This window comes from Bacillota bacterium (assembly GCA_040757085.1).
GTDB lineage: Bacteria > Bacillota > Sulfobacillia > JACIYH01 > JACIYH01 > JACIYH01.
Genome location: JBFLXJ010000005.1, coordinates 33682 through 59819, shown reverse-complemented (window position 1 = coordinate 59819; position 26138 = coordinate 33682). Strand labels below are relative to the sequence as shown.

Here is a 26138-nt window from a genome sequence, read left to right as displayed (position 1 = left end):
CAAAGATCCTTTCTGGGAGACGGTGTATGCTGAGACATGATGATCCAGGGCCACAACCTCAGGAAGGGGACATTTCCTCAGTCCGGTTGAACGTTAATTGGGGTGACATTTTCTCAGTCCGTTGACACTCCATTATTTTGCACTCCATTATTTTGCATGACTACCGGATCCGCCGGGCGGTCTTCTGTTCCTTGGGCTTCAAGATAGATGGCCGGACATGGCGGGCCGGCAGCGGCAGGCGCAAAGTGACGGCCTTCAGCGCCCCCCAGTCTGGAGGGATCAGAGGCCACAGGTAGGGCACCCCGAATGAACGCGTGAACCCCAGCAATAAGAGTTGCAAAAAGAAGATCACCGCCACCCCCCACAGGCGGAAGACACTGGCCGCACCGAGCAGGAGCAGGCGCATCAGCCGCACCGCCATGGCGAATTCCATGCTCGGGGTGGCAAACCCCCCCAGGGCGGCGAGGGCCACGTAAAGCACGGTTTCACTGGCCAGCAACCCCACCTGGGAGGCGATCTCCCCCAGCAACACGGTGCCGATGAATCCCAGGGCCGTGGAAACCGGTTCGGGCGTGTGAATCAGGGCGAGGCGCACCAGGTCGAGCACAATTTCCCCGATCAAGAACTGCAGGGGCAGGGGAACGGAACCGGGCTTTTTGGGCCCTAAGAGCTGTAGCCCCGGGGGCAATATCTCCTTGCTCAGCACCAGGGCTACCCACAGGGGTGGGCCCACCCAGGCCAGCATGATCCCCAGGAAGCGCACGAGGCGCAGGTACGTCCCCACGGAGACGTCTTCCCGGTACTCCTCAGCATGCTGGATGTGGTGGAAGAAGGTAACCGGCAGGATGATGGCGGCGGGGGAGGTGTCCGCCAGGATCACCAAGTGCCCTTCGAACAGGTGGACGGCGGCTACGTCGGGGCGCTCGGTGTAGCGGACCAGGGGGAACGGATTCCACCACTGCGCGGGCCCGGACTGCAGGTATTCCTCGATGCTTTTCTCCGCCATGGGAATGGCGTCAACCTGGATCTCCTTCAACTGGTCCCGCACCTGGGCCACCAGTTTGGGATTGGCAACGTCCTGGAGGTAAACCAGGGCCACGTCTGTCTTTGACCGCCGGCCTACCTGGAAGCGCTCAACCCGTAATCGGGGGTCGCGGATGCGCCTCCTGATCAGGGCGGTATTGAACACCAGCGTTTCCACGAAGCCGTCCCGGGAACCCCTGAGTACCCTTTCCAGCTGGGGTTCCTGGGGCGTGCGGGCAGGGTATGTGCGGACATCGATGGCAAACGCGGTGTCCATGCCATCCACAAGCAGCACCGCCGGACCGCTAAGCACCTGGTCCACGACCCCCCCGTAGGTGGTCACCGCGTTCACTTCCACGTGGGGGATGCCCTCCTGGAACAGAGCCTGCACCGCATCGGGGGTGAGGTCCTCCCTCTTCAGGCGCAGCATGGTGCGGAGGACGTTGGTGAGGACGGCGTCGTTGATGAGGCCGTCCACGCCCAGCAAGGCGGCATCCCGGCCGGCGATTCTGAGGTGCCGGGCCAGCATGTCGAAACTGACACCCACCCCCAGCTCGCCCTCGAGGACCTTCAGGTTCTCTTCCAGTCTTTTCTGCAGCTTCTGTTCCCTGTCCATCCCCTAACCCCGGGGGTTGAAGAGCACGCTCATCAGCCACGCAAAGAACACCGCAGCTGTGAGGGCCAGGGAAGCGGCCCGCAATCCCCCCGTCATAAGGCCCACCGCGCCCTTTTGGGCCACGTCTTGCGCCATGCCCTGCACCAGCACGTGACCAAACCCGCTCAGGGGGATGCTCGCCCCCGCGCCCGCGGTCTGCACCAGGGGCCCGTAGAGACCCAGCCCGCTGGCCACCGCCCCCAGGATGACAAAGAGGACCATCACGTGAGCCGGCTGTATTTTCGCGATGTCCAGCACCAACTGGGCCAGGGCGCAAAGAGCCCCTCCCACCAGGAAGGCTACCAGAACCTGCACGTGCTATTCCCCTCCGGTGGGCTATTCTCCGCCCCGCCTCTCTCGAGTATGCATCGCTTCCGCCAGCACGTCCAGGTCGGGCGGGATGTGGATGGGCTCCCCGGCGGCCTTCATGGCGCTGGCCACATCCTTCAACCCGTTCCCGGTGATGATACCCACCACCAGTTCGCCCCGCCTGATGAGGCCCCGGTTCACCGCCCGGGCCAGGCCAGCGAACCCCGCTGCGGCCGCCGGCTCGGCAAACAACCCCTCGGTGGAACCCAAAAGACGCATGGCCTCCAGGATCTCCCGGTCGCTCACCGTGATAATCTCCCCGCCCGAACTCCTCACCGCTCGTAGGGCTTTCACCGGGTTTCGCGGTACCCCCACGGCGATGCTGTCGGCCAGCGTCTCCTCCGGTTCGGGCACGATTTCTTCCCGCCCCGCCCGGAAGGCGCGGTAGATGGGGGCACAACCTTCCGCCTGCACACCCAGCAATCGGGGCAATCGGTCGATAAGGCCACAGGCCAGGAGGTCTGAAAACCCTTTGCCTACACCTGCGATGGTGCACCCATCCCCCACGGAGACTACCACCCAGTCGGGTACCCGCCAGCCCATCTGCTCGGCGATCTCCAGCGATACTGTTTTCTTGCCCTCCACCAGATATGGGTTCAGGGCAGCATTACGGTTATACCACCCCCACCTGCGGATGGCCTCCATGGAAAGGCGAAAGGCGTCCTCGTAGTTGCCCTTTACGCTCACCACGGTGGCTCCGAACAAAAGAAGTTGCGCCAGCTTACCCTTGGGAGCCCTTTCCGGCACGAAAATGTAGCTGCGGAGCCCCGCCGAGGTGGCGTTGCCAGCCAGGGACGAGCCGGCGTTACCCGTGGACGAGCAGGCGATGGCCGTAGCCCCCGCTTCCTGCGCCTTCACCACCCCCAGGGCGGAAGCACGATCTTTAAGCGAGCAGGTGGGATTGAGACCGTCATCCTTGACGTACACCTCCCCCAGGCCGAGAGCGCGGGCGTACCGCTCCACCCGGTACAGAGGGGTCCACCCCACCCGCAGGGCGGGACGCGGGGAGGACGGTGCGCAGGGTAAGAGGGGCAGGTAACGCCACATGGTCAGGTCCTGATTGGCCCGCAGGGAATCGCGGGTCAGGCGGGAGCGCACGTAATCGTAGTCGAACAGCACGTCCAGGATGCCCCTGTCCCCGCAATAGGGGCAAGTGTAGACGTCGGGTGCAGCCTGGTGCACACGCCCGCACAGGGTACACTGCAGCCCCACCACATTTTCGGCCAAGGCGGTTCCCTCCCTGGTAAGCGTCACTTAACATCCTCCAGGCTAATTCAACGCCCCCATCGGGATTCCTCCCGGAAGGAAAGCACGGGGGGGACCGCGAATCATTCAGGCGATGCATATGCAGGCCTGCATAAAATGGGAGGGAGAGGAGAAATCGCCATGTCGCAGACAAGAGTCATCATCATGGGAGCAGCCGGTCGCGACTTCCACGATTTCAACACGGTCTTTCGGGACGACCCCCGGTACCAGGTGGTGGCGTTCACCGCCACCCAGATCCCGGACATCGCCAACCGTACTTATCCCGCCGAGCTGGCGGGGGCACTGTACCCGGACGGCATCCCTATCTACCCGGAAGAGGAACTTCCCCGACTGATCCGGGAGCTCCGCGCGGACGCGGTGGTGTTCTCGTACAGCGACGTCAGCCACCAGTACGTGATGCACCGGGCGTCGCTGGTGCTGGCCGAAGGAGCTGACTTCTGGCTGCTGGGCCCCAACCGCACCATGCTGCGGTCTCGGTGCCCCGTGCTGGCCGTGGTGGCCGCCCGCACCGGCTCGGGGAAAAGCCAGACTTCCCGCAAGCTCGTCCGCCTCCTCCGAGAAGCGGGATGGCGGGTGGTGGTGGTCCGTCACCCCATGCCGTACGGCGACCTGCGCCGCCAGGTCTGCCAGCGCTTTGCCTCTTATCAGGACCTGGACGAGCACCGGTGCACCATCGAAGAGCGCGAGGAATATGAACCGCACCTGGACCGGGGGGCCATCGTGTACGCAGGGGTGGATTACGGCCGCATCCTTCGCGCCGCCGAAGAGGAGGCGGACATCATCGTCTGGGACGGTGGCAACAATGACCTCCCCTTCTTCCAACCCGACTACACGGTGTGCGTGGTCGATCCTCATCGCGCCGGTCACGAGTTGAGCTACCACCCCGGCGAAACCAACGTGCGGCGGGCACAGGCGGTGGTCATCAACAAGGTGGATACCGCCCGCCCCGAAGATGTGCTGGCCGTGCGCAACAACGTGGTCGAGGTCAACCCTGGGGCCCTGATCATCGAGGCCGCCTCCCCCATATTTGCCAGTGACTCGTCCCGCGTACACGGCCGCCGGGTTCTGGTGGTCGAGGACGGGCCCAGCGTCACCCACGGGGAGATGCCGTACGGTGCGGGGACCGTGGCCGCCCGGCGCTGGGGCGCAGCCGAACTGGTGGACCCTCGCCCCTTCGCTACCGGGAGCATCCGGGACGTGTACCGCAAGTATCCACACCTGGAGCGGGTTCTGCCGGCTATGGGATACAGCCCGCAGCAGGTGCGGGAACTGGAAGCTACCATCAACGCCACGCCCGCGGACCTGGTAGTGGTAGCCACCCCCATCGACCTGGGTCGCCTGATCAGGATCGACAAGCCGGCCGTGCGGGTAAGGTACGAGCTCCAGGAAGTCGGCAAGCCCGACCTGAGCGACGTGGTGGCAACCTTCGTGGAAACGCACCTGGCCCAACCGACCGCCGTTAGAAGCGGGCAGGGGTCATGACGGATACCACGACCAGTTCCTCCTCACCCCCGTTACGGATCAGGTGAGGCAGGCTGGCGTGGTAGTAAATGCAATCGCCTTCCTCAAGGGTGTACGTCTCATCGGCCAGATGGATGACCATCCTTCCTCTCAGGACCATCGTCCACTCTTCGCCCTCGTGGCTAATGGGCACTTCTGAGGTTTGGCCCCCCGGCTGCACGGTGGTCATGATGGCCTCCATCTGGCGGTTCAGGTCAGGTACCAGCAACTGGTAGGTGAGTCCGGAGCCGGGCAGGTGCACCATGCGGCGCGTGTGCTTCCGCACCACAGGGCTCTGCCCGGCTGAGTTCACGAAAAGGAGAAATACCGGCACGGAAAGCGCCTCGGCGATACGGCGCAGGGAGGTAATGGAGGGTTCAGCCAGGTCTCGCTCCACCTGACTCAGGAAGCTGGGCGTGAGTCCCGTGGCCTGGGCCAGGGCACGCAGGCTGATCCCCTTCTCCAGGCGCAGCCGCCTGAGCCTGGCCCCCAGACTGCCCTCACCGCCCTCTTTCACCGCGCCCGACAGCGGTTCCAAGGCCTCCCCCTCCCCCCTGTCTTACGTCACCAACAAGCGCGCGTGCCTTTGGCCGCCCCCAGCCTGACTGCGTCGATCACATCGAATGCCATCCCCTCAGACCTCCTCCTCTCCGGTCTGCGGGGACTCCCCCTGTTCCTGCCGGCAGCGGGGGCAGTACCCGTAGAAGCAGGAATCCTGGGCCCGGATGTCCCAGGCGGACCGGGCTGCCACTGCCCGTCCCAGCTGTTCGAGCAGGGGTCCCAGGTCGCCGTCACAATCTTCCACCCGCCCGCAGCCGCGGCACACCAGGTGCACGTGGGGAGCTACATTGGCGTCGTACCGGTAGACGTTCTCCTCCATGCTGATGCGCCGGAGCAGCCCCGCCTCCTCCAGGGCGTGGAGGGTCTGGTACACCGTGTTAAGACTCAGCCCCGGATAGACGGGCTTGAGTTCCCGGTACACCATCTCCGGGCTGGGGTGGGCCTTGCTGCCCCGCAGGAACCCGAGGATCGCCACGCGCTGAGGGGTGACGCGCAGACCCGCTGACCGCAAGATGCTCTGTTCAGCCCCTGCCGGCAATCTCATGTGGGATTACCCCCTCAGAACGAATACTGCCCTGTAACTGCACCAATACCGACGGGCGGCCACCCGTGAAACCCCATGGCAAGGTGGTCACCACATAGATGTTTGACAGCAGGGGCCCGAGATCCTGGCGATCAGGCGGGAATTTCTACTGCCACCGCGTGGGCGACAGCCGGAATCTCCTGACCCTGCTTCCACGAGGTCGTGCTGAACAGCGCCCCCGTGGGCACCAGCAGAAGCCGCCTGATTTCCTTTGCCACCAGCCGGGGGACCAGGTATGAGGCAAACACCACCGCCGAGCAGCCACAGCCGGAACCGCCCGCGTCCACCCGCTGTTTTTTGCGGTCGTAAATGAGGAGCCCGCAGTCCGTGAAGTTTTCCCCCAGGGCAACTCCCCGGTCGGCCAGCAGGCGCCCGCAGATGGGATGACCCACCGCCCCCAGGTCTCCGGTGGCGATGAGATCATAGTCGGCCGGCAGGCGGCCGGTGTCCTGCAGGTGCTGCCAGATGGTCTCCGCTGCCGCCGGGGCCATGGCCGAGCCCAGGTCGGAGGGGTCCTTCAGCCCCATGGAGATAACCTTTCCCACGGTGCAGTGGGTCAGCCGGGGGCCGGGGCCGGACAACCCGAGCAGCACCGCTCCCGCCCCGGTAACCGTCCACTGGGCGGTGGGAGGCCGCTGCACTCCCAGCTCGGTGGGGTAGCGGTACTGCCTCTCGGCGGTATCGTGGTGGCTGGCGCACGCGGTGAGCACGCAGGTGGCAAATCCCCCGTCCAGCAGCATCCCCCCCAGGGCGAGCCCTTCGGCCAGGGTGGAACAGGCCCCGAACAATCCCAGGAAGGGGACACCCAGGGTCTGGGCGGAAAAGCTGGCGGTGATGATCTGGTTGAGCAGGTCACCGGCCAGGAAAAAATCCACCCGCTGGGGAGTAAACCCCACCTTCTTGATGGCAAGGTCGCAGGCTTCCTCGCACAGCAGCTTTTCCGCCAGTTCCCACGACTTTTGTCCCAGCAGTCGGTCCTGCTTAACCACATCGAAATACTGACCCAGGGGGCCGTTACCCTCTTCGGGACCCACTACGCTGGCAGCGCTCAGAATGATCGGTGGTTGGGAAAACACCACCGTCTGCTGTCCCAGCCGCTTGGACAAACCGCCGACCTCCTCCCGCCATCCCCGCTTCAGGGGTGGCCCGTGATCAGCCACCTGGCCAGAACCACGAAGACAGCCGAAACCAGACCGTAGACGATGACGGGGCCCGCTACCGTGAACAGCTTGGCCCCCACCCCCAGGACGTAACCTTCCCGTTTGAATTCAAGGGCCGGGGAGACCATGGAGTTGGCAAACCCGGTGATGGGGAGAGCAGCTCCCATTCCTCCCACCCGGCCGATGACGTCGTACACGCCCAGGCCGGTCAGCAGCGCCCCCCAGAACACCATGAATCCGGAGGTGGCCGCCAGAGCCTCTTTCTGGGGCAGGCCACGGGCCGTGAGGTAGGAAAGGAAAAACTGGGCCAGGCCACAGATCGCGCCCCCTACCAGGAATGCCAGCACTGTGTTCTTAAAGATGGGACGTCGGGGCTGCATGGCCCGCGCCGTCTGCTGATAAACTTGCTGCGGGGATCTGGCCTGGCTCATGTTCAGGTTCCCGGCCTGATCTTCCGCTTTTGATTGTCCACCACGAAAGCTACCTTGACATTGGCCCGGTACTCGGAGACCTGCTGCCCCTGTACCTCGGCGGTCCAGTTGACCACCTCGACTCCCGTGATGTTTTCCACCGTGCGGGCAGCCTCCGTCACCGCATTCTGCACCGCTTCCTGAAAGCTGTTAGGCGAACTACCCACCAGTTCCAAAACCTTGACCACCGGCATGGCCATCACCCTCCTTTGCGGCTAGTAGTTTGTCTCGGTTGCAGCCGCTGGTATGCCATGCCAGCAGTTCGCGGAGTCGGAGCAGGGCCTTTCGCTCCAGCCGCGAAACCTGGGACTGCGAAATCCCCAGGCGGGCCGCCATCTCCTGCTGGGTGAGATCTTCGAGGTACCGCCCCTGGACGATGGCCCTCTCCCGCGGCTCCAGCCTGCCCAGGGCCAGGGCCAGATCGAGGCTGTCCTCATCGCCCGGCTCTCCCGGCCCAGGGACCGACCGCCCCCCCTCTTCCAGCGGACGGGGTGGGAGGCAGGCTTCCTGGGCGGCTACCAGGTCAGCCGGGTGCACTCCCAGAGTGGCCGCTACTTCCCCCAGGGAGGGTTCCTCTCCCCTTTCCTGGGCCAGACGGGCGCGGGTCTGCCCGGCCCGCAGCACCAGGTCCCGGGCCGACCGGGGGACCACCACCCCCCTCGACCCGCGCATATGGCGCCGCAGCTCCCCCAGGATAAAGGGTACGGCGTAAGTGGAGAAAGCAGTGCCCAGGTCGGGGTTGAATCTCTTCCAGGCCTTGACCAGCCCGAGGCAGCCGGCCGCGAAGAGATCCTCGCGCTCCGGCCCCCTCGCCCCCAGCCGGTTGACGAGCGACCACACCAGCGGGAAATGCTGCTCGATACCGGGCCATAACTCCCGTTCCACGATACCGGCTCACCCCTGACTCCGGCTGGGCCGCTTGGCCAGGGACACCCGCGTGCCCCGTCCTGGCTCCGACCATACCTCCACTTGGTCCATGAAAGACTCCATGAAGGTGAAGCCCAGGCCCATGCGCTCCGGATCGGTGGTGAAGCTGGTCTGGCGGGCCTGGGCCACGTCCGCGATCCCCACCCCCTGGTCCTCGACCTCGACGGCCAGAATCCCCCCGTCCAGCTGGGCCCGCACCTTCACCGGTCCTGGTCCCTTCGGGTAGGCATGGACCACGGCATTGGTGACTGCTTCGGATACGGCCACCTTGACCTCCTCCAGTTCGGCCCAGGTGAATTCTAGCTGGGCCGCGAAGGAGGCCACGGCCACCCGGGCCACTCCCACATTGGCGGGCAGGGCCGGGAATTCTATGTGCAGGTAGTTGTGCTGCCCGGCCTCCATCAGACCACCTCCCCCCCGCCTTCCCCGCCCAGTGCACCGGCCGCCTTGCGTTCCGAATCGAAAAGCGGGATGAGCCTGGATACCCCCGACACCTCAAGTACCGTCCTAACCCGTCCGGCCGCCCCGGCCACCACCATGCGCCCCCCCCGCTCCTGCAGCCAGCGATAGCGACCCAGGATGGCCCCCAGGCCCGTGCTGTCCAGGAAGGTCAGGTGGCGGCAAGCCAGTACCACCGCCCGGGCGCCCGCGTTGCGCATGGCCTCGTCAGCCTTCTGCCTGAAGGTACCGGCTGTGTACACGTCCAGCTCGCCGGACAGGCGCAGTACCAGCACCCGTCCCACCAGTTCCTCCTCGACCTGCAGGCCCGCAACTGTCAAAAACAACTCCCCCGTAGCGGGAGAAGTTCTCTCTCCGGAAAGTTTTTCCTGCTAGGGGTTGTCCGCTGGCGGCACAGGCAAGATGGGCTCGGGCCTTCCGCGCGGGAACGGCGAGTGGGAAAGGACTACGATGTCCACCCGGCGGTTGCGGGCCCGATTGGCCTCCGAATCGTTGGGAAACATGGGCTGGTATTCCCCGTAGCCCACGGCCAGGAACCGGCGGGGATCCAGGCCGTGCCGGTCGACGAAATAGCGCACCACGGTGGTGGCCCGGCGTACGGAAAGCTCCCAGTTGGTCGGGAACAGCGCCGTGTTGATGGGAAGGTCGTCCGTGGACCCCTCCACGCTCACGTAATTGGGGATGCGTGCCAGGGCGGCGGCCACCCGGTCGAGCACGGCTTCGGCCTGGGGTCGGATGTCCGCCTTGCCCAGGTCGAATAGCACCGCCCCGTACAGGCTGATCACCACTCCTCGCTCGGTCCGAAACACAGCCGCCTGGCCCTCCAGGCCCATCTCCGCCAGGGCACCCGCCACCTCCCGTCCCATAGCCTCAAGCGGCTCGGGCCGTGTTTCCGTACCCTGCAGGGGCAGATCGAAAAAGGAATTCCCGGCCAGGGCGCCGCGCAGGGAATGAGCCAGGGCCCGGTACTTGCCCACGTCTACGCTGGACATGGCGTACATGACCACGAAGAAGGCCATGAGGAGAGTGATGAGGTCGGCGTAGGTGAGCAGCCACCTCATCATGCCGGTGGCCCCGTGGTCGCCACCGCCTCCCCCTTCCTCCCCAAGCCGGCGAGACCGCCTCAAGCTGCTTCCTCCCTGTGGACCGGACGCGAGCGGCCGTCCCGGGCCGTCTTCCGCCAGAACACCTCCAGCTTCTCCCTCACCATGCGCGGGTTTTCACCCGCCTGAATGGAGAGTATTCCTTCCAGCATGAGTTCCTTCTGAGCGACGAGCTTGCGCGCCCTTAGCTTGAGCTTGGCGGCGATGGGCAGCCAGATCAGGTTGGCGGAAGCAATGCCATAAAGCGTGGCCAGGAAAGCCACCGCGATGGCCGGCCCCAGCCGAGAGGTATCGTGCAGGTTGCCCAGCACGTGCACCAGCCCCATGACCGTGCCGATGATGCCCATGGTGGGGGCGTACCCCCCTGCCGTTTCGAATATGCCCGCCTCGGTCTGATACTCCTTCTCCTTGACGGCCAGATCAGTCTCCAGGATGCTGCGCACCATCTCGGGATCGGCACCGTCAATGACCAGGTTGAGGCCGCGCACCAGGAAGGGATCGTCACCCTCGTGCACATACTCCTGCAATACCAGCAGCCCCTCCCGCCTGGCTTTTTCCGCATATCCCACCAGGGTATCGATGACCTCTGCCATGGGTGGATCGCGGCCGAAGAAGGCCTGGGCCACCAGAGAAGGGATCTTGGCCAGTTCCGCGGGAGAGTACGACATCACGGTGGCCCCCAGCGTACCGCCCAGGATGATGACCAGAGCGGAAGGATTTAAGAGAGCCCCCAGGTGACCCCCTTCCATGAACACCGATACGATCAGCGCAGCGAAGGCAACCACCATACCCAGTCCGGTGGTCACGTCCAAGCGGCCAGCCTCCCTCCGGGCGGCAGACGCGAAAAGGCCCGGGCCGGACCCCGGGCCTGGGAAACCGCCCCTCTCTGGGCTGTTATCGGATGGAGAAGAAACGGGCGATAGTTTGCCCTATCATCCCCAGGAAGGTACTCTTTTCCACGCCCCGCGCAGCCACAAGGGGGATGCGGGCCAGTTCCCTACCCTCCAGATGGAGCGCCATGCTGCCCAGTTCGTCTCCGGCGCGCACAGGGGCATTCGCCCGGGGTTCCACCCGAACCACCTTTTCTACCTTTTCCGCCTTGTCCTTCTCCACCGAGAGGGCTAGGTCGGCGGCTGCCACCACGGGAAGCCACCGCTCCTTGCCCCGCACCACCTTCACCTGTGCCACCTCTTCCCCCTTCCGGGCTGCCACCACAGGGGTGAAGGTAGCGAAGGCGTAGTTCAGCAGTTGGGTGGCTTCCCGAAAGCGCGTGGCCGGATCCGGAGCCCCCAGGATGACGGCCAGGAACTCGCGGTCATCCCTCTTGGCCGAGCCCACCAGGCAGTACTGGGCCTTCGAAGTATGGCCGGTCTTGAGCCCGGTGGCACCCGGATAAGTCACCAGGAGCCGGTTACGGCTCACCAGCCAGCTCTTCTTGGGCGCATCCTGTCTGATCCAGGCTTCCCGCAGGGACGACAGCCGCACCACCTCGGGCAGGCCGAGGGCGTACCGGGAAATAAGGGCCAAGTCGTAGGCGGTGGTCTGTTGGCCTTCCTCGTCCAGGCCGTGGCTGTTCATGAAGGTGGTGTTCTGGCAGCCCAGGGCCCGCGCCTTCTCGTTCATCCACTCCACGAACTTTTGCTCAGAGCCGGCCAGGTACTCGGCCACTGCTACCGCCGCATCGTTGGCCGAACCCACCGCCACCGCAAGCAGGAGGTCCGAGAAGGGCATCTCTTCACCGGGCTCCAGCCAGATCTCCGAACCCCCCATTTCCCAGGCGTTTTCGCTGGCCACCACCACGTCCTCGGGCTTGACCTTCCCCTGCTCCAGGGCCTCGCAGGCCAGGGCCAGGGTCATGATCTTGGTCAGGCTGGCCGGCGGCCACTTCTTGTGGGGCTCCCTGGCGTACAGCACCTGCCCGGTGACCACGTCCATGAGGACCGCCGCTTCTGACTTGAGGGGGAATTCTATCCTGGTCGCGGCCTCGGCTAGTTCCCCGGTGGCCGTCTGGCCCTCTTCTTCGCCGGGAGGGCCGTCGGCAAGGCCAGTCTCGAGCGGCCACCAGGCACAGCCCAGAGATACCACCAGCAGCGCAATACCCACTATCGCGTGAAGGCGCACTTTCGCGCGCAATACCGCCACCTCCCCGGGCCTTTTTCCTTAGCTTGCCCGGGCACGGGAGCACGTACACCCGCGGAACAGCCGCCGCCGTGACGCCGCCCCCCCTTAGGCCAGGCTCACGGCGGCCATCTCAGCCGGGGTTGAACACTGCCACTGCCCCCGGGTGCCCGGTCAGAACGGCCGGGCGCCCGCGGCCGATAACCAGTCCACCTGGAATTGGCGGGCCAGGGTAGCAGCCACGTCGCTGAAGGTGTGCCTCACCCCCAGGCACCCTCGCTGCCGCCAGCCGGGGCCGGTCACCAGCACCGGTACCAGCTCCCGGGAATGATCCGTGCTGGGGGTGGTGGGATCACACCCGTGATCTGCAGTGATGACCACCTCGTCCCCTTCATCAAGACGAGGCAGAAAGTCCCCCAGCCAGACATCCAGTTCCTCGAGGGCGCGGGCGTACCCGGAAACGTCGTTGCGGTGACCGTAAAGCATGTCAAAATCCACCAGGTTGGCTACGATGAGGCCTCGCTCCAGGCCGGCGAACGTCTCTTCCAGGGCAGCCAGGATCTCTCTGTTGCCGCCAGCCGGGACGCGCCTGGTGATGCCCCGCCCCGCGTATATGTCGGGAACCTTGCCGATCCCCACCACCTCGTACCCCGCTTCGGCGAGGGCGTCCAGTACGCTACGCCCGGGAGGGGGCAAGGCCCAGTCGTGCCGGCCGGGTGTGCGCCGGAAGGAACCGGGGCTCCCGGTGAAGGGACGGGCGATCACCCGTCCCACCCGCAGGGGGCCCCGGTCGAGCAGGGCCCTGATCTGGGCACACCACTGGTAAAGGAGCGACGGGGGAACTACTTCCTCATGGGCAGCGACCTGCAGCACGCTGTCGGCGGAGGTGTAGACGATGGGACGTCCCGTGCGTAGGTGTTCTTCGCCCAGTTCGGAAATGATTACCGTCCCGGAGGCGGGCACGTTCCCCAGCACCGGGCGGCCAGTGATACGCTCCACTTCATCTATCAACCAGCGGGGAAAACCTCGGGGGAAGGTATCAAGGGGGGCGTCGATCACCACCCCGGCCAATTCCCAGTGGCCAATCATGGTCTCCTTGCCCGGGGAAAGGGGAGCCATGATCCCCCAGGCACCTGCTACCTGCCCGGCTGGCACCAGGGGGCTCCCCGGCACTTCGGTGCAATGGGTGAGGCCGAGGCCGGCCAGATGGGGGATGCGCAGCCCTCCTGCGGCGCGGCCCAGGTTCCCCAGGGTGTTAGAGCCCCGGTCGCCGTAGAAATCGGCGTCGGGAAGAGCCCCGACGCCCAGCCCGTCTATCACCAGCAGGATGGCACGACGGCAGGGAATCATGCCCTCGGGTGGGTGCGTGAGTATACCTCCTTCAGTCTCCCCTTGGTTACCTGGGTGTAAATCTGGGTGGTGGCGATATCGACGTGCCCCAGCATCTCCTGCACGGAACGCAGGTCGGCCCCGTTCTCCAGCAAATGGGTGGCGAAGGAGTGCCGCAGGGTGTGCGGGGTGATGTTCTTGCCGATGCCCGCCTGCTGGGCGTACTTCTTGATTATTTTCCAGAACCCCTGCCTGGTGAGGCGGGCACCCTGATGGTTCAGAAACAGGGTGTGCTCACCGGGATCACCCAGCAGCCGGGGACGCCCGTAGGTGAGGTATTCCTTCACCGCCTTGCGGGCCATACGTCCCAGGGGGATGATCCTCTCCCTGCCCCCTTTGCCCAGGCAGCGCACGTAGCCCAGGTTCAGGTTGACGTCTTCTACGCGCAGGTTAACAAGTTCGGAAACCCTGATCCCAGTGGCGTACAGAAGCTCCAGCATGGCCCGGTCCCGCAAGCCCGCCGGTGTGGCCGGGTCCGGCTGGGCCAGCAGCCTTTCCACTTCCCTGACCGTCAGCACGCGCGGCAACTTCCGTTCCAGGCGGGGAGACTCCAGGTTGTCCGTGGGATCGCTATCTATGTAGCGCTCGCGCACCATGAACTGGTAAAAAGCCCGCAGCGCAGCCAACCGCCGCGCCACAGTGGCCGTAGCCCGCCCCTGCTTTTGCAGCCACACCAGGTAGGAGACCACCGTGGCCCGGCTGGCGGTGGCCAGGCTCTGCCCCAGCTGGCTCAGGAACTGCTGGTACTGGTCCAGGTCGCAGCCGTACGATGCCAGGGTGTTCTGAGACAGGCCCTTCTCGGTCCGCAGGTAGTCTACAAAATGGGCGATCAGGTCGGGCACCGACATCGCCTTACCACCCTTTGTGCTGCGCCCTATGCTCCTCTGGGCCGCCTCCTGGGTATTCGGCGTAGGCAAGGGAATTCCTTTCTGCTTTGCCATCAGTCCCCGCCCCTCATAGCAATGTTCCCAACTCATAGTTATGTATTCCCCCGGCCCCCCAGAACGGGGGCCGGGGGCAGAACGGCCACGGTCGCAGGTCGACCCGGAAGATACCGGTGGGAATGCAGAATTCAGAGCAGCTCGGTCAGGGGCCGGCTCTGCAGGCCATGGGCCTCGGCCACCGCTGGGTATGTGATGTGGCCTAGGCAAACGTTGACCCCCCGCGCCAGGGCAGGCTCGTCCTGCACCGCGCGCCTCCAGCCCTTATCCGCCAGTCGTATGGCGTAAGGAATCGTCACGTTGGTGAGGGCCAGGGTCGACGTGCGGGGCACAGCCCCCGGGATGTTGGCCACGGCATAATGGACCACTCCGTGCTTCACGAACGTAGGATTGGAATGGGTGGTAACCCGGTCCATGGTGGCTACGATGCCGCCCTGGTCGATGGCCACGTCTACGATCACTGACCCAGGCTTCATGGACCTGACCATGTCTTCGGTCACCAGGTGAGGAGCGCGGGCCCCCGGTATGAGCACGGCCCCGATGAGCAGGTCGGCCCGGCTGACAGCTTGTCCGATGTTGTAGCTGTTGGACATGAGGGTGGTAACCTGACCGCCGAACAGGTCATCCAGATAGCGGAGCCGCTCGGCGCTGATGTCCAGGACGGTGACCCGGGCTCCCATGCCGAAGGCGATCTTGGCGGCATTTGTCCCCACCGTACCTCCGCCCACGATGACCACGTCCGCTGGGGGTACACCGGGTACCCCACCCAACAGCACTCCCCTTCCTCCCTGGCGCTTCTCCAGGAAGTGGGCCCCTATCTGCACCGCCATCCTGCCCGCCACCTCGCTCATGGGCGTCAGGAGGGGCAGGGAACCGTCCTCAAGCTGCACCGTTTCGTAAGCGATCGCGACCACCTCGCGCCTGGCCAGGGCAAGGGTGAGTTCACGTTCGGCGGCCAGGTGGAGGTAGGTGAACAGTACCTGGCCGGGCCGGAAGAAACCGTACTCTTCCGGCAGGGGCTCCTTCACCTTGAGAACCATTTCCGCACTCCAGGCCTCTTCCCGGTTGACGATGGTTGCTCCCGCCGCGCGGAAGTCCTCGTCAGAAAAGCCGCTTCCCTCTCCCGCACCGGACTCCACCACTACCCGATGCCCGTGCCCGGTCAGGGCCATGACCCCGGCGGGCGTGATGGCCACCCGGTTCTCATCTGCCTTGATCTCTTTGGGGACCCCGATTACCACGTGCACATCCCTCCTCACATTGGCACATCCCTGACAGCGGCCGTTGTTCCGCATGGTGAACCTCAAGAACAATACTTCCCTGCCGACCCGGATTCCTGCTTCCGGCAGGGAAAGCACCGGGTGACACCGGCACGGGATACCGCAACCGCATCAGCCCTTAACCAGCCCCCCCAGCAGCCTGATGAGGGCAGGGGTGATGTAGGCTTCTGCCAGGCTGGCCAGGCCCAGCAGGCACGCCACCACCATGCCTATCCCCAGGTAGGCCACCACGTCGCCTGCCAGAGCGCCTGTCCACCGGCGTCTGCGGGCACCCCACACCCTGCCGGCAAAAGAAAGGGAGCCAACGGCCGCCGCCCAGAGGGCGGGTACGGCCAGCAGGCTGTGGGGCAGCACGGCACCCAGGCTGAAGACCACCCCTCTCCAGCCCGCCTCACTGGCCAGGAAACCCACCGTGAAACCGATGGCAAACCCCCGCACCATGACGAGAAGGAGGGCCAGGGGAACGCCGATGACCAGCAACCCGCCCAACCACATGGCCGCCAGTGTGCGCAGGTTCTGCACAAGGGAAGCTCGCAGGATCTCCGGCCCGCTCTGGCCACCGGCGCCGTCTCCGATCACACGACCCAGTTCCTCTAGATATGTAACCAGCTCGGCACGCTGGGCGGCGTCCAGGGCCCGGACCGCCCACGCCCCCGCTCCCACACCCAGCGCGAACATCACCACCACCAGGACCGTCAAGCGCAGGTGGGCAACGAAGAAAGAGGCCACACCGCTGCGCGTGGCGGTTCACCCCTTCCCCCCGGGATTCCAGTAGAGGTTATGCCCCCTCTGCCGGTGGTATGTCCCCGTCCAGGTAGGAACGAGCCAGCACCAGTCCCAGGATGGTCTTGGCATCCCGGAAACGACCCTGCCTGATCCCCTCGAGGGCCTCCTCCCAGGGAACTTTGCTCACCTGCAAGTCCTCGTCTTCTTCCGGGCAAACCGTCCCCTCGGTCAGGTTCCTGGCCAGGTACAGCACCATTTTCTCCGTGCAGAACCCGGGGGTGGTATAGACCTCCGCCAGTTTCACCCAATTTTCCGCCCGGTATCCAGTCTCCTCCTCCAGCTCACGCCGGGCGGCTACGAGGGGTTGCTCGCCCGGTTCCAGAGTCCCGGCCGGGATCTCCCACAGCCACGCGCGGACGGCATGCCGGTACTGGCGCACCAGAACCACCTCACGCGCGGGCGTGATGGCCACCACCGCCACCGCCCCCGGGTGATGCACCACCTCTCTCTCCAGGGTGTGACCACCCACCCTCACCCGGTCCACCTGCACCTGCAGGAGCTTCCCGCGGAATACGGTCTTGCTTGAGCGGGGCAGAGGTGTCAACAGGGGACGGGGACTGGGCCCCACCACCCGGACGGGCTGGGCCGGGTCGGGACGGCGTACGTGCACCTCGGTGCCGTACGGTTCCACCGGCGGGATCTGGGGCTTGGGAATGCGGATGCGACTTCCTCCCCTCCTGATGGGTGAACGCGGACACTCCCGCGGGTGCGGCGGCTTTCCGGGAGATGGCAGCACGTCATCTCCGTCCCGGTCAGTCGTCATTGCCTTCTTCCCCTCCCGGTACCTCCGACCAGCGTCGGCGGGATTGTTGAGCACATGCCTTACCCAGACGCCGGTTGGCAGCGTCCAGGGTGGCCTTCACGAATGCTTCCACCCGTTCACCTCGCACCACCGCTGCTCCCGCCAGGGTCTCCTCGTCTCCGCGGGGCGTGAGCAAGACCAGCGATACTACGGCCACCTGCTCGCTCCCCGCCTCTACGCACGTAGCACCCTGAGGGGCAAACTCCCACCCCGGGTCCGCAAGTTGGTTGAGAGCCTGGACGGTGGCGCTGACCGCCGTGAACCAGATGGCCTGGGGCATATCCCCTCCTTCCGCACTCCCCCGGTATGTGAACACGGGCTCTCCGGTGGCCGGGTCCATGAGCCCCAGGCTAGTCTCTACCCGACAGGTGTGCCGAACGGCGTCGTTCAAAATATGAACGCCCAGCAGGCGAACACGGACGCCGAAAGGGGGTGGCTCCCTTGGGGTTAACTGGGCCACGCTGATGCACTTGTGGTCCACCACCAGCCCCCAGCGGGCCATAAGGCAGGATTCCACGTCCCGCACGATCTGTTTGGCAGGACGCTCACTCCCGGCCAGCACATGGATCTCCTCAATGGCCCCCCAGTCGGAGACCACCACCCGCACCGCCTGAACGGAGGGCAGCTGGCGGATGAGGTCCTCCACTTCTTCCACCGTGATGATCCGGCGCGGTTGTTCTTCCACAGTCTTCTCCCCGTTCCCGGCCCCCTCTATTACATTTTTCGCGGACTGTCGAGCGGCTCCTCTAGTGTCCCTGGGCCAGCTCTCTGCCGCGGCGCAGGGCGGCTTCGTTGACGGGGATGAGGTCGTGCCGGTGAACGGGAAGTACCTTCCGCAGGGATTCGCACACCGCTTGCACGGACACCGCCCCCGTGAGGGCCAAAAAAGCACCCAGGCACACCATGTTGGCCACCCGGCCTGAGCCCAGTTCTTCCGCTATCTGATTGGCGGGAATGGCAACCACCCTGACGTCGGTCCGCACCGGCTGCCGATCGATCAGCGAGGAGTTGTAGACCAGGATGCCGCCGGGCCGCACCGCCTTCTCGAAGCGGTCCAGGGAAGGGCGATTGAGGACGATGGCAGCCGTGGGTTCCGTCACCAGGGGGCAGGCCACCGGTTCGTCGGAAATCACCACATGACAATTGGCGGTGCCTCCCCGCATCTCGGGCCCGTAGGAGGGCAGCCAGGATACCTGCTTGCCGTCCAGCATGCCCGCGTACGCGAGCAGCGAACCCATGGCCATCACTCCCTGGCCTCCAAACCCGGCCATGAGCACCTCGTGCACCATGAGATCATGCCTCCCCCTGCCCGGGCGTCTTGAACTCCCCCAGGCGGTAGTAGGGGAGCATGTTTTGCTCGACCCAGCGGAGGGCTTCCACCGGTGTCATCCCCCAGTTGGTGGGACAGGCGGAAACAACCTCCACCAGGGAAAAGCCCAGGTTGTGAATTTGCACCTCGAAGGCCTTGCGCAGGGCCCGCTTGGCCCTGTTCACGTGCCCGGGGCCGTGCACCGAGACCCGGGCCACGTAGGCGGTTCCATCAAGGAGAGCCAGCATCTCCGACACCCGCACGGGATGGCCGTGGTAAGAGGCATCCCGGCCCCGCGGGGTCGTGGTGGTCTCCTGCCCCACCAGGGTGGTGGGGGCCATCTGACCGCCTGTCATGCCGTAGATGGCGTTGTTGATGAATACCACCGTGATGCGCTCACCCCGGGTGGCAGCGTGGATGATCTCCGCCGTACCGATGGCAGCCAGGTCCCCATCTCCCTGGTAGGTGAATACCACCGCGTCGGGTTGGGCCCGCTTCACCCCCGTGGCCACCGCCGGGGCGCGCCCGTGAGCGGCCTGGATCATATCGCAGTTGAAGTAGTTGTATGCGAATACGGCGCATCCCACGGGGGCGATCCCCACGGTTCTCTCCCTGACCCCCAGCTCGTCGATGCACTCGGCCACCAGACGGTGCACGATCCCGTGGGGACACCCGGGACAGTAGTGAAAGGGAACATCGGTCAGAGCCTGGGGACGGGTGAATATGCGCTGCATCAGAGCTCACCTCCCCGGCCTTCCACGATCATCTTCAGGCGGGACATCACTTCCTGGGGAGTGGGCACGGCCCCCCCGGTGCGTCCGAAGAAATACACCGGGCACCGCCCCGCCACAGCCAGCCTGACGTCCTCGACCATTTGCCCCGCCGACATTTCCACGGCCAGGAACGCCCGTGCCCGCTCCACCACCTGCTCGATGGCCACCTGGGGAAAAGGCCACAGGGTGATGGGACGCACCATACCCACGCGCAGCCCTTCTGCCTGCGCCCGCGCGATCACCGCCCGGCAAATGCGGGAACCGGTCCCGTACGCCACCAGGAAGTATTCCGCTTCGGGATCCACAAGCTCGTATCGGACCTCTTCCCGCTCTATTCGCCGGTACTTCTCCTGCAGGCGCTGGTTGTGGCGCTCACAGGCTTCTGCTTCGATATACAGGGAGTTGATGATATTGGGGTGCCCCCGTCCCCTGGTGCCGGTGGTGGCCCAGGGTTTAGGTTGGGGAGAAGGCGGTGGAGTATCGGGGAACCGCACGGGTTCCATCATCTGCCCCAGCATCCCGTCGCCCAGCACCACCACCGGGTTGCGATAGCGGTCGGCGATGTCGAAGGCCAGCATGGTCAGTTCCACTGCCTCCTGGATGCTACCCGGGCCCAGTACCACCGTACGGTAGTCACCGTGGCCTCCCCCCCGGGTGGCCTGAAAGTAATCGGACTGGGCGGGCTGGATGCTCCCCAGCCCAGGTCCCCCCCGGACCATGTTTACGATTACCCCGGGCACCTCCGCCCCGGCCAGGTAGGAAATTCCCTCCTGCTTGAGGCTTATCCCCGGCGAAGAAGAGGAGGTCATGGCTCGGGCCCCCGCCGAGCCAGCCCCGTACACCATGTTGATCGCCGCGATTTCCGACTCCGACTGGATGAAAGTACCCCCCACCTCGGGCATACGCCTGGCCATATATTCGCACAGCTCATTCTGGGGGGTTATGGGGTAGCCGGCGTAAAACCGGCACCCGGCCCGGATGGCCGCTTCGGCAATGGCCTCGTTTCCCTTCATGAGAACCAGTTCCGCCACCATCCCACCCCCTCACCGGTATACCTCGATCACCACATCCGGGCACATGAGCGCACATATGCGGCAACTGGTGCAGCGCTCCTGCTCCACCACCTCGGCCGGGTGGTACCCGGACGGGTTGATGCGGTCGGGAGCCAGCCGGATGATCTTCTGCGGGCAAAAGTGGACGCACAGCTCGCAGGCTTTGCATCTCTCTTCCGCAAAAACCACCCTCTTTTCCGTATCCACCGCCTCCCTTGACTTACTCCCACGGCAGAACAAGGTACCGCCGCAGGGGGAATACTTCCCGGCCCAGCATCTTCTCCACGGCAGGCGCAATGTCCTGTAACGCAGCGAGCATGACCACGGGCAGGCCCAGCAGGTGGGCCGCCTGTTCCACAACCAGGTGTCCCCGACCCACGGTCTCCACCGTGGTATGGGATCCCAGGTGAGGATTGGACACCACCCCGATGGGGTTAAGACGGCTGCTTTCGGCCACCTCGCGGGCCAAGGCGGCCAGCCGGGAAGGAGAATCGCATCCGGGCCGGTAGGGGTTGAACACCATCAAGACGCGCTGGTGACTCTCGACGAGCGGGCGCACGGATCCCAGCACCCGCGCCCCCGCGTCGCCTCCCCCCACGTCCACCACCCCGGGGCCCCCCTTCCGCAAGAGCCCGCTCAGGCCGGGGGGCAGAATGGGGAGGTCCCCGTCGCCCCAGGCAGGGTCGGCGGCCACCACATGCACTCCTTCCCGCTCCAGGCTATCTCGGGCGTCGCGGGCCCGGAAGTACGGGGTCACCAGGTCCAGGTCCGCCAGCCACACCGCCGGCACCTGACGGGCCAGCCAAACCGCATAATTGAGGGCGATCTCCGTTTTGCCGCTGCCGTACGGGCCCAGGAACACGGTCACCTGGTCCTGCGCCATCCCTCATCGCCCCGGCACGTATATCCGGTGCAGGCGACGGATGGCTGCGATGCGCTCCTCGGCCACCCGGTCCGCGGCCAGGAAAGTGGGGATCTTCTCCTCGCGGGCAACGGTGAAGATCCGCCACAGCTTGTCATAAATTGTTGCTATCTTAGCAAATGCCCGGTCCCGGTTGTAACCCCCTTCTTCGAACTCGTCGCTCACGTTAATTACGCCTCCGCCGTTGATAACGAAGTCGGGCGCATACAGGATGCCCCGCTCCTCGAGGGCGTAGCCGTGGCGCGGTTCGGCAAGCTGGTTGTTCGCGGCGCCCGCGATTACGGAACACCGGAACCTCCTCAGGGTGTCGTCATTCACCACTGCTCCCAGGGCGCAGGGGGAGAAGATGTCACACGGTACGTCGTAGATGGCGTCGGGCTCCACCACTTCCGCTCCCAGTTCTTGGCCGACGGCGCGGACCCGCTCGGAGTCCATGTCGGTGATCACCAGGTGGGCCCCCTCGTCCCGCAGGTGACGGGCCAGCACCGCACCCACCTTCCCCACTCCCTGCAAGGCCACGGTCTTACCCCGCAGGGATTCCGACCCCCACAGCCAGCGGGCGCAGGCCTTCATCCCCCTCCACACCCCAAAGGCGGTGGCGGGAGAAGGGTCGCCCGACTTCTCGCTCAGGCCGGCCACGTAAGGCGTCTCGTACCGCACCACGGCCATATCCCAAACCGTGGTGCCCACATCCTCGGCGGTGACATACCTTCCCCCCAGGGTGTGGACGAAGCGCCCGAAAGCCCGCAGCAGCGCTTCGGTCTTATCCCGGCGGGGGTCGCCTATGATGACCGCCTTACCCCCGCCCAGGTTGAGACCCATGGCCGCGTTCTTGTAGGTCATCCCCCGGGACAGCCGCAATACATCCCAGAGGGCTTCCTCCTCACTGCGGTACGGCCACATGCGACAGCCCCCCAGGGCCGGCCCCAGGGAAGTGTCGTGGATGGCGATGATGCTCCTCAGCCCCGACCCTTCGTCGTAACAGAACACGACCTGCTCATGCCCGTACTCGTCCATGGAGGTGAAAACTTCCATGGCGCCACCTCCTCACCTTGATGCGGCCCGGGGCACCAGGATGCGGCCCAGGGCCCCGAGCATCTCTAGCCTGCGTTCGATGTACACGTACGCCGCCCGGGCAGGGGAGATGTCCTGCTCGCGAGCGATCCGAAATACCTCCAGCAAGTGGTCGTAGATACCCGCCGCCTTGCGCAGGGCGCGATCGCGGTTGTAACCCCCCAGTTCGTCGGCGGCCTGGATCGCGCCGCCGGCGTTGATGATGAAGTCGGGCGCATAGAGGATGCCCCGCTCCTTGAGCATGTCTGCGTGCCGCAGCTCCTGGAGCTGGTTGTTGGCCGCCCCCGCCACCACCCGGCACCGCAGCCGGGGGATGGTGTGGTCGTTGAGGATCCCGCCCAGGGCATTGGGAGAGAAGATATCGCATTCTACGTCGTATATCTCCTCCTGGCTGATCTTTTCCAGCGGGATCCGGGACGCCACCTCGTCCAGCCGGGCCGGGTTGGCGTCACATGCCAGCAGGAGTGCCCCTTCTTCGTGCAGTTGACGGGCCAGGTGCCCCCCCACCTTGCCCACTCCCTGCAGGGCCACTTTCAGCCCCCGCAGGGAATCGGACCCGAAGACCACCCGGGCGCATGCCTTCATGCCCTTCCAAACAGCAAAGGCGGTGATGATCGAGGTATCCCCGCTCCCGCCGTACTCCTCCGGAAGAGCGACCACATATCGGGTTTCCGCAGCCGCCCACACGAAGTCCGCAGGGACCGTGCCCACGTCGGTGCCCGTGATGAACCGGCCTCCGAACCCTTCCACGAAGCGCCCCAGGGCCCGGAAGAGGGCCTCGCTCTTGTCCCGGGCCGGGTCACCCCAGATTACGCACTTTCCTCCCCCGTAATTGAGGCCCGCCGCCGTATTCTTTTCCGTCATCCCCTGCGACAGCCGCAGGACGTCGCGCACCACATCCTCCTCCGTCTCGTACTTCCACATGCGACAGCCCCCCAGGGCAGGCCCGATGGTACTGTTGTGGATCGCGATGACGGCCCGCAGCCCGGAAACGGGCTCCCGGCAAAAGGAAAGTTGCTCGTGGCCTGCCCGGGCCATGGCTTCGAAGATACCCATGCCACCACCTCCGCCCAAAAATTAGAGCCGCTCCTCTCGGGAACGGCTCTCAGGATATACACTGACCCCGGGTGCGCATCGCCACCAGGGGCAACAGCACAGGGAGCAAACTGCATCAGCTCCTCTTCGCGCCGTCTGACCAGTTACCTATTCTCCACTCCGCGGTCGTTTCCCTTCTCACCCGGGGTCGCCGGGCTTCGCCCTCACACCCCCTTTTGCCCTTTTCACACCGGTGGCGGCGTGCATGCCGTACTCCTGCGCATGCCACCTTAGCTGGCGCGCAGGGCGACGCGCATGCGGTCGGCCACCATGGCGATGAACTGGGCATTGGTGGGCTTGCCCTTGTCGCGGCTCACGGTGTAACCGAACATCTCCTCGATGGCCTCCAAGTTCCCCCGGTTCCACGCCACCTCGATGGCATGCCGGATCGCCCTCTCCACCCGGGAAGGCGTGGTGCGGTACTTTTGGGCGATCGCCGGGTACAGGCTCTTGGTCACCGCGTTGATGAGTTCCATGTCTTCGATCACCATGAGGATCGCATCCCGCAGGTAACTGTAGCCCCGGATGTGGGCGGGAATGCCCACCTCGCGGATCACCGAGGTAACCTCGGCATCCAGGTTCCGCGCCCGCGCTTGGGGCGCCGGCCGCGCCGGGGCACCTCTGGCTACTTCCCGGATGCGCGCTGCCAGCACGTCCAGGTCGAAGGGTTTCAGTACGCAGTAATCGGCCCCCAGTTCCGCGGCGCGCCCGGTCACGTGTTCGTGCCCGAAGGCGGTAAGCACCACCACCCGCGGCTTCCGGGGCAGATCGACCAGTTTCTCCAGCACGCCGATGCCGTCCAGGTGAGGCATGATGATATCCAGGAGGAGCACGTCCGGCCTGGTGTCCTGGAGGGAGACAAGCACCTGAGAGCCGTTGTGCACCATCTGCACGACCTGGAGGTCAGGCTGCTGGTCTATGTACTCGCGCAGCAGTTCGCAGAATTCCCGGTTGTCGTCGGCGATGAGAACCCTGATCTTCTCCATAAACGTGACCCCCTTCCCCAAACTCACCCTCGTGACCGCGCCCTCATCATTTCGCCGCCAGCGGGGTCGATTCCTACTTATTCCAGAAAAAACCTTTCGTCACCAACCGACAAAAGGGTCCAGCGGGACGTACGCGCCCGGCGCTCACAGAGGGTCTATGCGGGGCATGCCCGTCCGCGGGCACGCCGGTCTCACCGAGCCTGCCCGTCAGCACGCACGGTGGCCGCCTGCACCATCTCTTCCCACATCCACTGGGCCAGCACGCCGTACCCGCGGGTGGGGTCATTGACGAAGACGTGGGTCACCGCCCCTACCAGCCGGCCGTCCTGGATCACCGGACTCCCGCTCATGCCCTGCACGATACCCCCTGCCTGCTGCCGGAGCCGGGTGTCGGTGATCTTGACCACCATGCCCTTTCCCTCATAACGCCGATCCGCCCACACCTTCTGGATCTGGGCACTGAACGACTCAATAGTCTGGCCATCGACCACGGTGAGTACCTCCGCCGCTCCCTCCCGTACCGTGGCAGCGGCCGCCAGGGGCACCGGAGCGGCATAGAGGAGGTTGGAAAGGGGGCGTTGCAGTTCCCCCATGATGCCGCAAGGGGTGTTACGATCGATGCGGCCCAGGACATCCTGCTCGGGGAGGAACACGCCCACCTTCTCCCCGGGGTGACCCCGTCTGCCCTGGTGGACGGCCAGAATCCCCGCCAGGACGATGTGGCCCTCGTCCAGGCGCACGGGCCGCCCCGTCTCCGCATCCGTGACCATATGCCCCAGAGCGGCGAACCGCATGGTGGCGGGGTCCCACATGGTGAGGGTGCCCACGCCGGCGGTGCCGTCTCGCACGGCCAGCCCAATGCGGAAAGTGCCATCGGGCAGGGCCACGGGGGTAACCGTCACCGTGAATCGGCGGTCATCTCTTTCTACTTCCAAAACCAGGGCCTGTCCGCTCCTGCCCGCCTGCCCAACGCGGCGGGCCAGGTCTTCTTCGTCACGCACGGGTGCTCCGCCCGCGCTGAGGATAATGTCGCCGGGCAGGATGCCGGCATCCTGGGCGGGAGAGCGTACCCCTGCCGTCGTCCGCACTGGCCTGATCCCGGTGACCACCACCCCCCGGCTGGAGACCACCACTCCGATGGAGTGCCCTCCCACCATGACCCTGGTGTCGGGGATCACGCTCACCAGGACGGAACGCACGGGTAATACACCCAAAAGGCGGAATTCCAGGCGGGCCTTTCCCTGGGCCCGAGGACTCAGGGTGAAGCGGGTTCCACCCGTGAGCCAGCCGGCCAGGCTGTCGGGATACCCGGCAGTCACCTGCACCTGACCAGCGGGGTCAAGATACCCCCGAATACCGGCGGGCAGGCGCAGGTCGTGGGGTTGGCCAGCTACCAGCGCCAGTTCTTCCGGCAGTTCGGCCAGGGGGCGCACGGCGAAGCTGGCCAGGGTGGACAGGATTAGGGCAAGAAAGACGAGCGTTCTCTGGGCCACCCAGAGCCTTCCCGGCCTGGATGGGAAAAAGGTTAAGGGCCT

The 26138-nt window shown here is 65.4% G+C and carries 30 protein-coding genes; 1 reads left to right on the top strand and 29 read right to left on the bottom strand.

The window, feature by feature from the left end:
- Nucleotides 1–160 precede the first annotated feature (160 nt).
- Genes AB1446_02040 through AB1446_02030 form a run of 3 tightly spaced genes read right to left on the bottom strand, consistent with a single transcriptional unit; the run spans nt 161 to nt 3301 of the window.
- Complete coding sequence (locus tag AB1446_02040; protein ID MEW6545685.1) at nt 161–1639, bottom strand: spore germination protein; 1479 nt, start codon at nt 1637–1639, stop codon at nt 161–163.
- A gap of 3 nt (nt 1640–1642) precedes the next feature.
- The gene (locus AB1446_02035; GenBank protein MEW6545684.1) at nt 1643–1993 is read right to left on the bottom strand and encodes a SpoVA/SpoVAEb family sporulation membrane protein; all 351 of its coding nucleotides are present in this window, start codon (nt 1991–1993) and stop codon (nt 1643–1645) included.
- A 21-nt stretch (nt 1994–2014) separates the two neighbouring features.
- A complete protein-coding gene (locus tag AB1446_02030) occupies nt 2015–3301 on the bottom strand; it encodes a threonine synthase (GenBank protein ID MEW6545683.1) in 1287 nt (428 codons plus the stop codon).
- Between the two features lie 132 nt (nt 3302–3433).
- Here AB1446_02030 and AB1446_02025 point away from each other — a divergent pair, with 132 nt between their 5' ends.
- Nucleotides 3434–4795, top strand: coding sequence for a cyclic 2,3-diphosphoglycerate synthase (locus AB1446_02025; protein ID MEW6545682.1), 1362 nt, complete (start codon nt 3434–3436; stop codon nt 4793–4795).
- Here the strand turns inward: AB1446_02025 and AB1446_02020 are convergent.
- The 26 genes from AB1446_02020 to spoIVB form a co-directional block, all read right to left on the bottom strand.
- Nucleotides 4773–5351: an XRE family transcriptional regulator gene (locus AB1446_02020; protein MEW6545681.1), complete on the bottom strand. Its 579-nt coding sequence runs from the start codon at nt 5349–5351 to the stop codon at nt 4773–4775. The two genes, AB1446_02025 and AB1446_02020, sit on opposite strands and share 23 nt — an antisense overlap.
- Before the next feature lie 96 nt (nt 5352–5447).
- Nucleotides 5448–5918: a Fur family transcriptional regulator gene (locus AB1446_02015; protein MEW6545680.1), complete on the bottom strand. Its 471-nt coding sequence runs from the start codon at nt 5916–5918 to the stop codon at nt 5448–5450.
- Nucleotides 5919–6049: 131 nt separating this feature from the next.
- Nucleotides 6050–7063, bottom strand: a complete 1014-nt coding sequence (gene spoVAD, locus AB1446_02010) for a stage V sporulation protein AD (protein MEW6545679.1) — start codon at nt 7061–7063, stop codon at nt 6050–6052.
- A 29-nt stretch (nt 7064–7092) separates the two neighbouring features.
- The gene (locus AB1446_02005; protein MEW6545678.1) at nt 7093–7548 is read right to left on the bottom strand and encodes a SpoVA/SpoVAEb family sporulation membrane protein; all 456 of its coding nucleotides are present in this window, start codon (nt 7546–7548) and stop codon (nt 7093–7095) included.
- 2 nt (nt 7549–7550) lie between these two features.
- Nucleotides 7551–7781: a dodecin family protein gene (locus tag AB1446_02000; protein ID MEW6545677.1), complete on the bottom strand. Its 231-nt coding sequence runs from the start codon at nt 7779–7781 to the stop codon at nt 7551–7553.
- Nucleotides 7747–8472 (bottom strand): sigma-70 family RNA polymerase sigma factor, encoded by a 726-nt coding sequence (locus AB1446_01995; GenBank protein MEW6545676.1) that lies wholly within the window; start codon nt 8470–8472, stop codon nt 7747–7749. Before AB1446_01995 ends, AB1446_02000 begins: the two co-directional genes overlap by 35 nt.
- A gap of 9 nt (nt 8473–8481) precedes the next feature.
- Nucleotides 8482–8916 carry an anti-sigma F factor gene (gene spoIIAB / locus AB1446_01990; GenBank protein ID MEW6545675.1) on the bottom strand — a complete coding sequence of 145 codons (435 nt, stop codon included), beginning with the start codon at nt 8914–8916 and terminating at the stop codon, nt 8482–8484.
- Entirely contained in the window at nt 8916–9293 is a 378-nt protein-coding gene (locus AB1446_01985; GenBank protein MEW6545674.1) for an anti-sigma factor antagonist, read from the bottom strand. Before AB1446_01985 ends, spoIIAB begins: the two co-directional genes overlap by 1 nt.
- Nucleotides 9294–9344: 51 nt before the next feature.
- The gene (locus AB1446_01980; protein MEW6545673.1) at nt 9345–10100 is read right to left on the bottom strand and encodes a flagellar motor protein MotB; all 756 of its coding nucleotides are present in this window, start codon (nt 10098–10100) and stop codon (nt 9345–9347) included.
- Nucleotides 10097–10882, bottom strand: coding sequence for a flagellar motor protein (locus AB1446_01975; GenBank protein ID MEW6545672.1), 786 nt, complete (start codon nt 10880–10882; stop codon nt 10097–10099). The genes AB1446_01980 and AB1446_01975 overlap by 4 nt, the downstream gene beginning before the upstream one ends.
- Nucleotides 10883–10970: 88 nt before the next feature.
- On the bottom strand, nt 10971–12209 hold the full coding sequence (locus tag AB1446_01970) for a D-alanyl-D-alanine carboxypeptidase family protein (GenBank protein MEW6545671.1): 1239 nt from the start codon (nt 12207–12209) through the stop codon (nt 10971–10973).
- Between the two features lie 159 nt (nt 12210–12368).
- Nucleotides 12369–13544: a phosphopentomutase gene (locus tag AB1446_01965; GenBank protein ID MEW6545670.1), complete on the bottom strand. Its 1176-nt coding sequence runs from the start codon at nt 13542–13544 to the stop codon at nt 12369–12371.
- Nucleotides 13541–14425, bottom strand: coding sequence for a site-specific tyrosine recombinase XerD (gene xerD, locus AB1446_01960; GenBank protein MEW6545669.1), 885 nt, complete (start codon nt 14423–14425; stop codon nt 13541–13543). The genes AB1446_01965 and xerD overlap by 4 nt, the downstream gene beginning before the upstream one ends.
- Nucleotides 14426–14655: 230 nt before the next feature.
- Nucleotides 14656–15765, bottom strand: coding sequence for an alanine dehydrogenase (gene ald / locus AB1446_01955; GenBank protein MEW6545668.1), 1110 nt, complete (start codon nt 15763–15765; stop codon nt 14656–14658).
- Nucleotides 15766–15915: 150 nt separating this feature from the next.
- A complete protein-coding gene (gene spoIIM, locus AB1446_01950; GenBank protein ID MEW6545667.1) occupies nt 15916–16533 on the bottom strand; it encodes a stage II sporulation protein M in 618 nt (205 codons plus the stop codon).
- Nucleotides 16534–16582: 49 nt separating this feature from the next.
- On the bottom strand, nt 16583–17353 hold the full coding sequence (locus AB1446_01945; GenBank protein ID MEW6545666.1) for an NUDIX hydrolase: 771 nt from the start codon (nt 17351–17353) through the stop codon (nt 16583–16585).
- Nucleotides 17343–18077, bottom strand: coding sequence for a hypothetical protein (locus AB1446_01940; protein ID MEW6545665.1), 735 nt, complete (start codon nt 18075–18077; stop codon nt 17343–17345). The genes AB1446_01945 and AB1446_01940 overlap by 11 nt, the downstream gene beginning before the upstream one ends.
- A 61-nt stretch (nt 18078–18138) precedes the next feature.
- Nucleotides 18139–18681, bottom strand: a complete 543-nt coding sequence (locus AB1446_01935; GenBank protein ID MEW6545664.1) for a 2-oxoacid:acceptor oxidoreductase family protein — start codon at nt 18679–18681, stop codon at nt 18139–18141.
- A gap of 4 nt (nt 18682–18685) precedes the next feature.
- A complete protein-coding gene (locus AB1446_01930; protein ID MEW6545663.1) occupies nt 18686–19435 on the bottom strand; it encodes a thiamine pyrophosphate-dependent enzyme in 750 nt (249 codons plus the stop codon).
- Nucleotides 19435–20505, bottom strand: a complete 1071-nt coding sequence (locus AB1446_01925; GenBank protein ID MEW6545662.1) for a 3-methyl-2-oxobutanoate dehydrogenase subunit VorB — start codon at nt 20503–20505, stop codon at nt 19435–19437. Before AB1446_01925 ends, AB1446_01930 begins: the two co-directional genes overlap by 1 nt.
- A gap of 12 nt (nt 20506–20517) precedes the next feature.
- A complete protein-coding gene (locus tag AB1446_01920; protein ID MEW6545661.1) occupies nt 20518–20733 on the bottom strand; it encodes a 4Fe-4S binding protein in 216 nt (71 codons plus the stop codon).
- 13 nt (nt 20734–20746) lie between these two features.
- Entirely contained in the window at nt 20747–21409 is a 663-nt protein-coding gene (locus AB1446_01915) for a hypothetical protein (GenBank protein MEW6545660.1), read from the bottom strand.
- A 3-nt stretch (nt 21410–21412) separates the two neighbouring features.
- Nucleotides 21413–22483 carry a Glu/Leu/Phe/Val dehydrogenase dimerization domain-containing protein gene (locus AB1446_01910; GenBank protein ID MEW6545659.1) on the bottom strand — a complete coding sequence of 357 codons (1071 nt, stop codon included), beginning with the start codon at nt 22481–22483 and terminating at the stop codon, nt 21413–21415.
- A gap of 12 nt (nt 22484–22495) precedes the next feature.
- Nucleotides 22496–23578 carry a Glu/Leu/Phe/Val dehydrogenase gene (locus tag AB1446_01905; protein MEW6545658.1) on the bottom strand — a complete coding sequence of 361 codons (1083 nt, stop codon included), beginning with the start codon at nt 23576–23578 and terminating at the stop codon, nt 22496–22498.
- A gap of 269 nt (nt 23579–23847) precedes the next feature.
- Complete coding sequence (gene spo0A / locus AB1446_01900; GenBank protein ID MEW6545657.1) at nt 23848–24603, bottom strand: sporulation transcription factor Spo0A; 756 nt, start codon at nt 24601–24603, stop codon at nt 23848–23850.
- A gap of 191 nt (nt 24604–24794) precedes the next feature.
- Entirely contained in the window at nt 24795–26096 is a 1302-nt protein-coding gene (spoIVB, locus tag AB1446_01895; GenBank protein MEW6545656.1) for a SpoIVB peptidase, read from the bottom strand.
- Nucleotides 26097–26138 lie beyond the last annotated feature (42 nt).

Bases quoted from the DNA above. Each gene is read 5' to 3' on its own strand.
- AB1446_02040 (MEW6545685.1), bottom strand. From the start codon at position 1,639: ATGGACAGGGAACAGAAGCTGCAGAAAAGACTGGAAGAGAACCTGAAG.
- AB1446_02025 (MEW6545682.1), top strand. From the start codon at position 3,434: ATGTCGCAGACAAGAGTCATCATCATGGGAGCAGCCGGTCGCGACTTC.
- AB1446_02015 (MEW6545680.1), bottom strand. From the start codon at position 5,918: ATGAGATTGCCGGCAGGGGCTGAACAGAGCATCTTGCGGTCAGCGGGT.
- AB1446_02005 (MEW6545678.1), bottom strand. From the start codon at position 7,548: ATGAGCCAGGCCAGATCCCCGCAGCAAGTTTATCAGCAGACGGCGCGG.
- AB1446_02000 (MEW6545677.1), bottom strand. From the start codon at position 7,781: ATGCCGGTGGTCAAGGTTTTGGAACTGGTGGGTAGTTCGCCTAACAGC.
- spoIIAB (MEW6545675.1), bottom strand. From the start codon at position 8,916: ATGGAGGCCGGGCAGCACAACTACCTGCACATAGAATTCCCGGCCCTG.
- AB1446_01965 (MEW6545670.1), bottom strand. From the start codon at position 13,544: ATGATTCCCTGCCGTCGTGCCATCCTGCTGGTGATAGACGGGCTGGGC.
- AB1446_01945 (MEW6545666.1), bottom strand. From the start codon at position 17,353: ATGACGACTGACCGGGACGGAGATGACGTGCTGCCATCTCCCGGAAAG.
- AB1446_01935 (MEW6545664.1), bottom strand. From the start codon at position 18,681: ATGGTGCACGAGGTGCTCATGGCCGGGTTTGGAGGCCAGGGAGTGATG.
- AB1446_01930 (MEW6545663.1), bottom strand. From the start codon at position 19,435: ATGCAGCGCATATTCACCCGTCCCCAGGCTCTGACCGATGTTCCCTTT.
- AB1446_01915 (MEW6545660.1), bottom strand. From the start codon at position 21,409: ATGGCGCAGGACCAGGTGACCGTGTTCCTGGGCCCGTACGGCAGCGGC.
- AB1446_01910 (MEW6545659.1), bottom strand. From the start codon at position 22,483: ATGGAAGTTTTCACCTCCATGGACGAGTACGGGCATGAGCAGGTCGTG.
- AB1446_01905 (MEW6545658.1), bottom strand. From the start codon at position 23,578: ATGGGTATCTTCGAAGCCATGGCCCGGGCAGGCCACGAGCAACTTTCC.
- spo0A (MEW6545657.1), bottom strand. From the start codon at position 24,603: ATGGAGAAGATCAGGGTTCTCATCGCCGACGACAACCGGGAATTCTGC.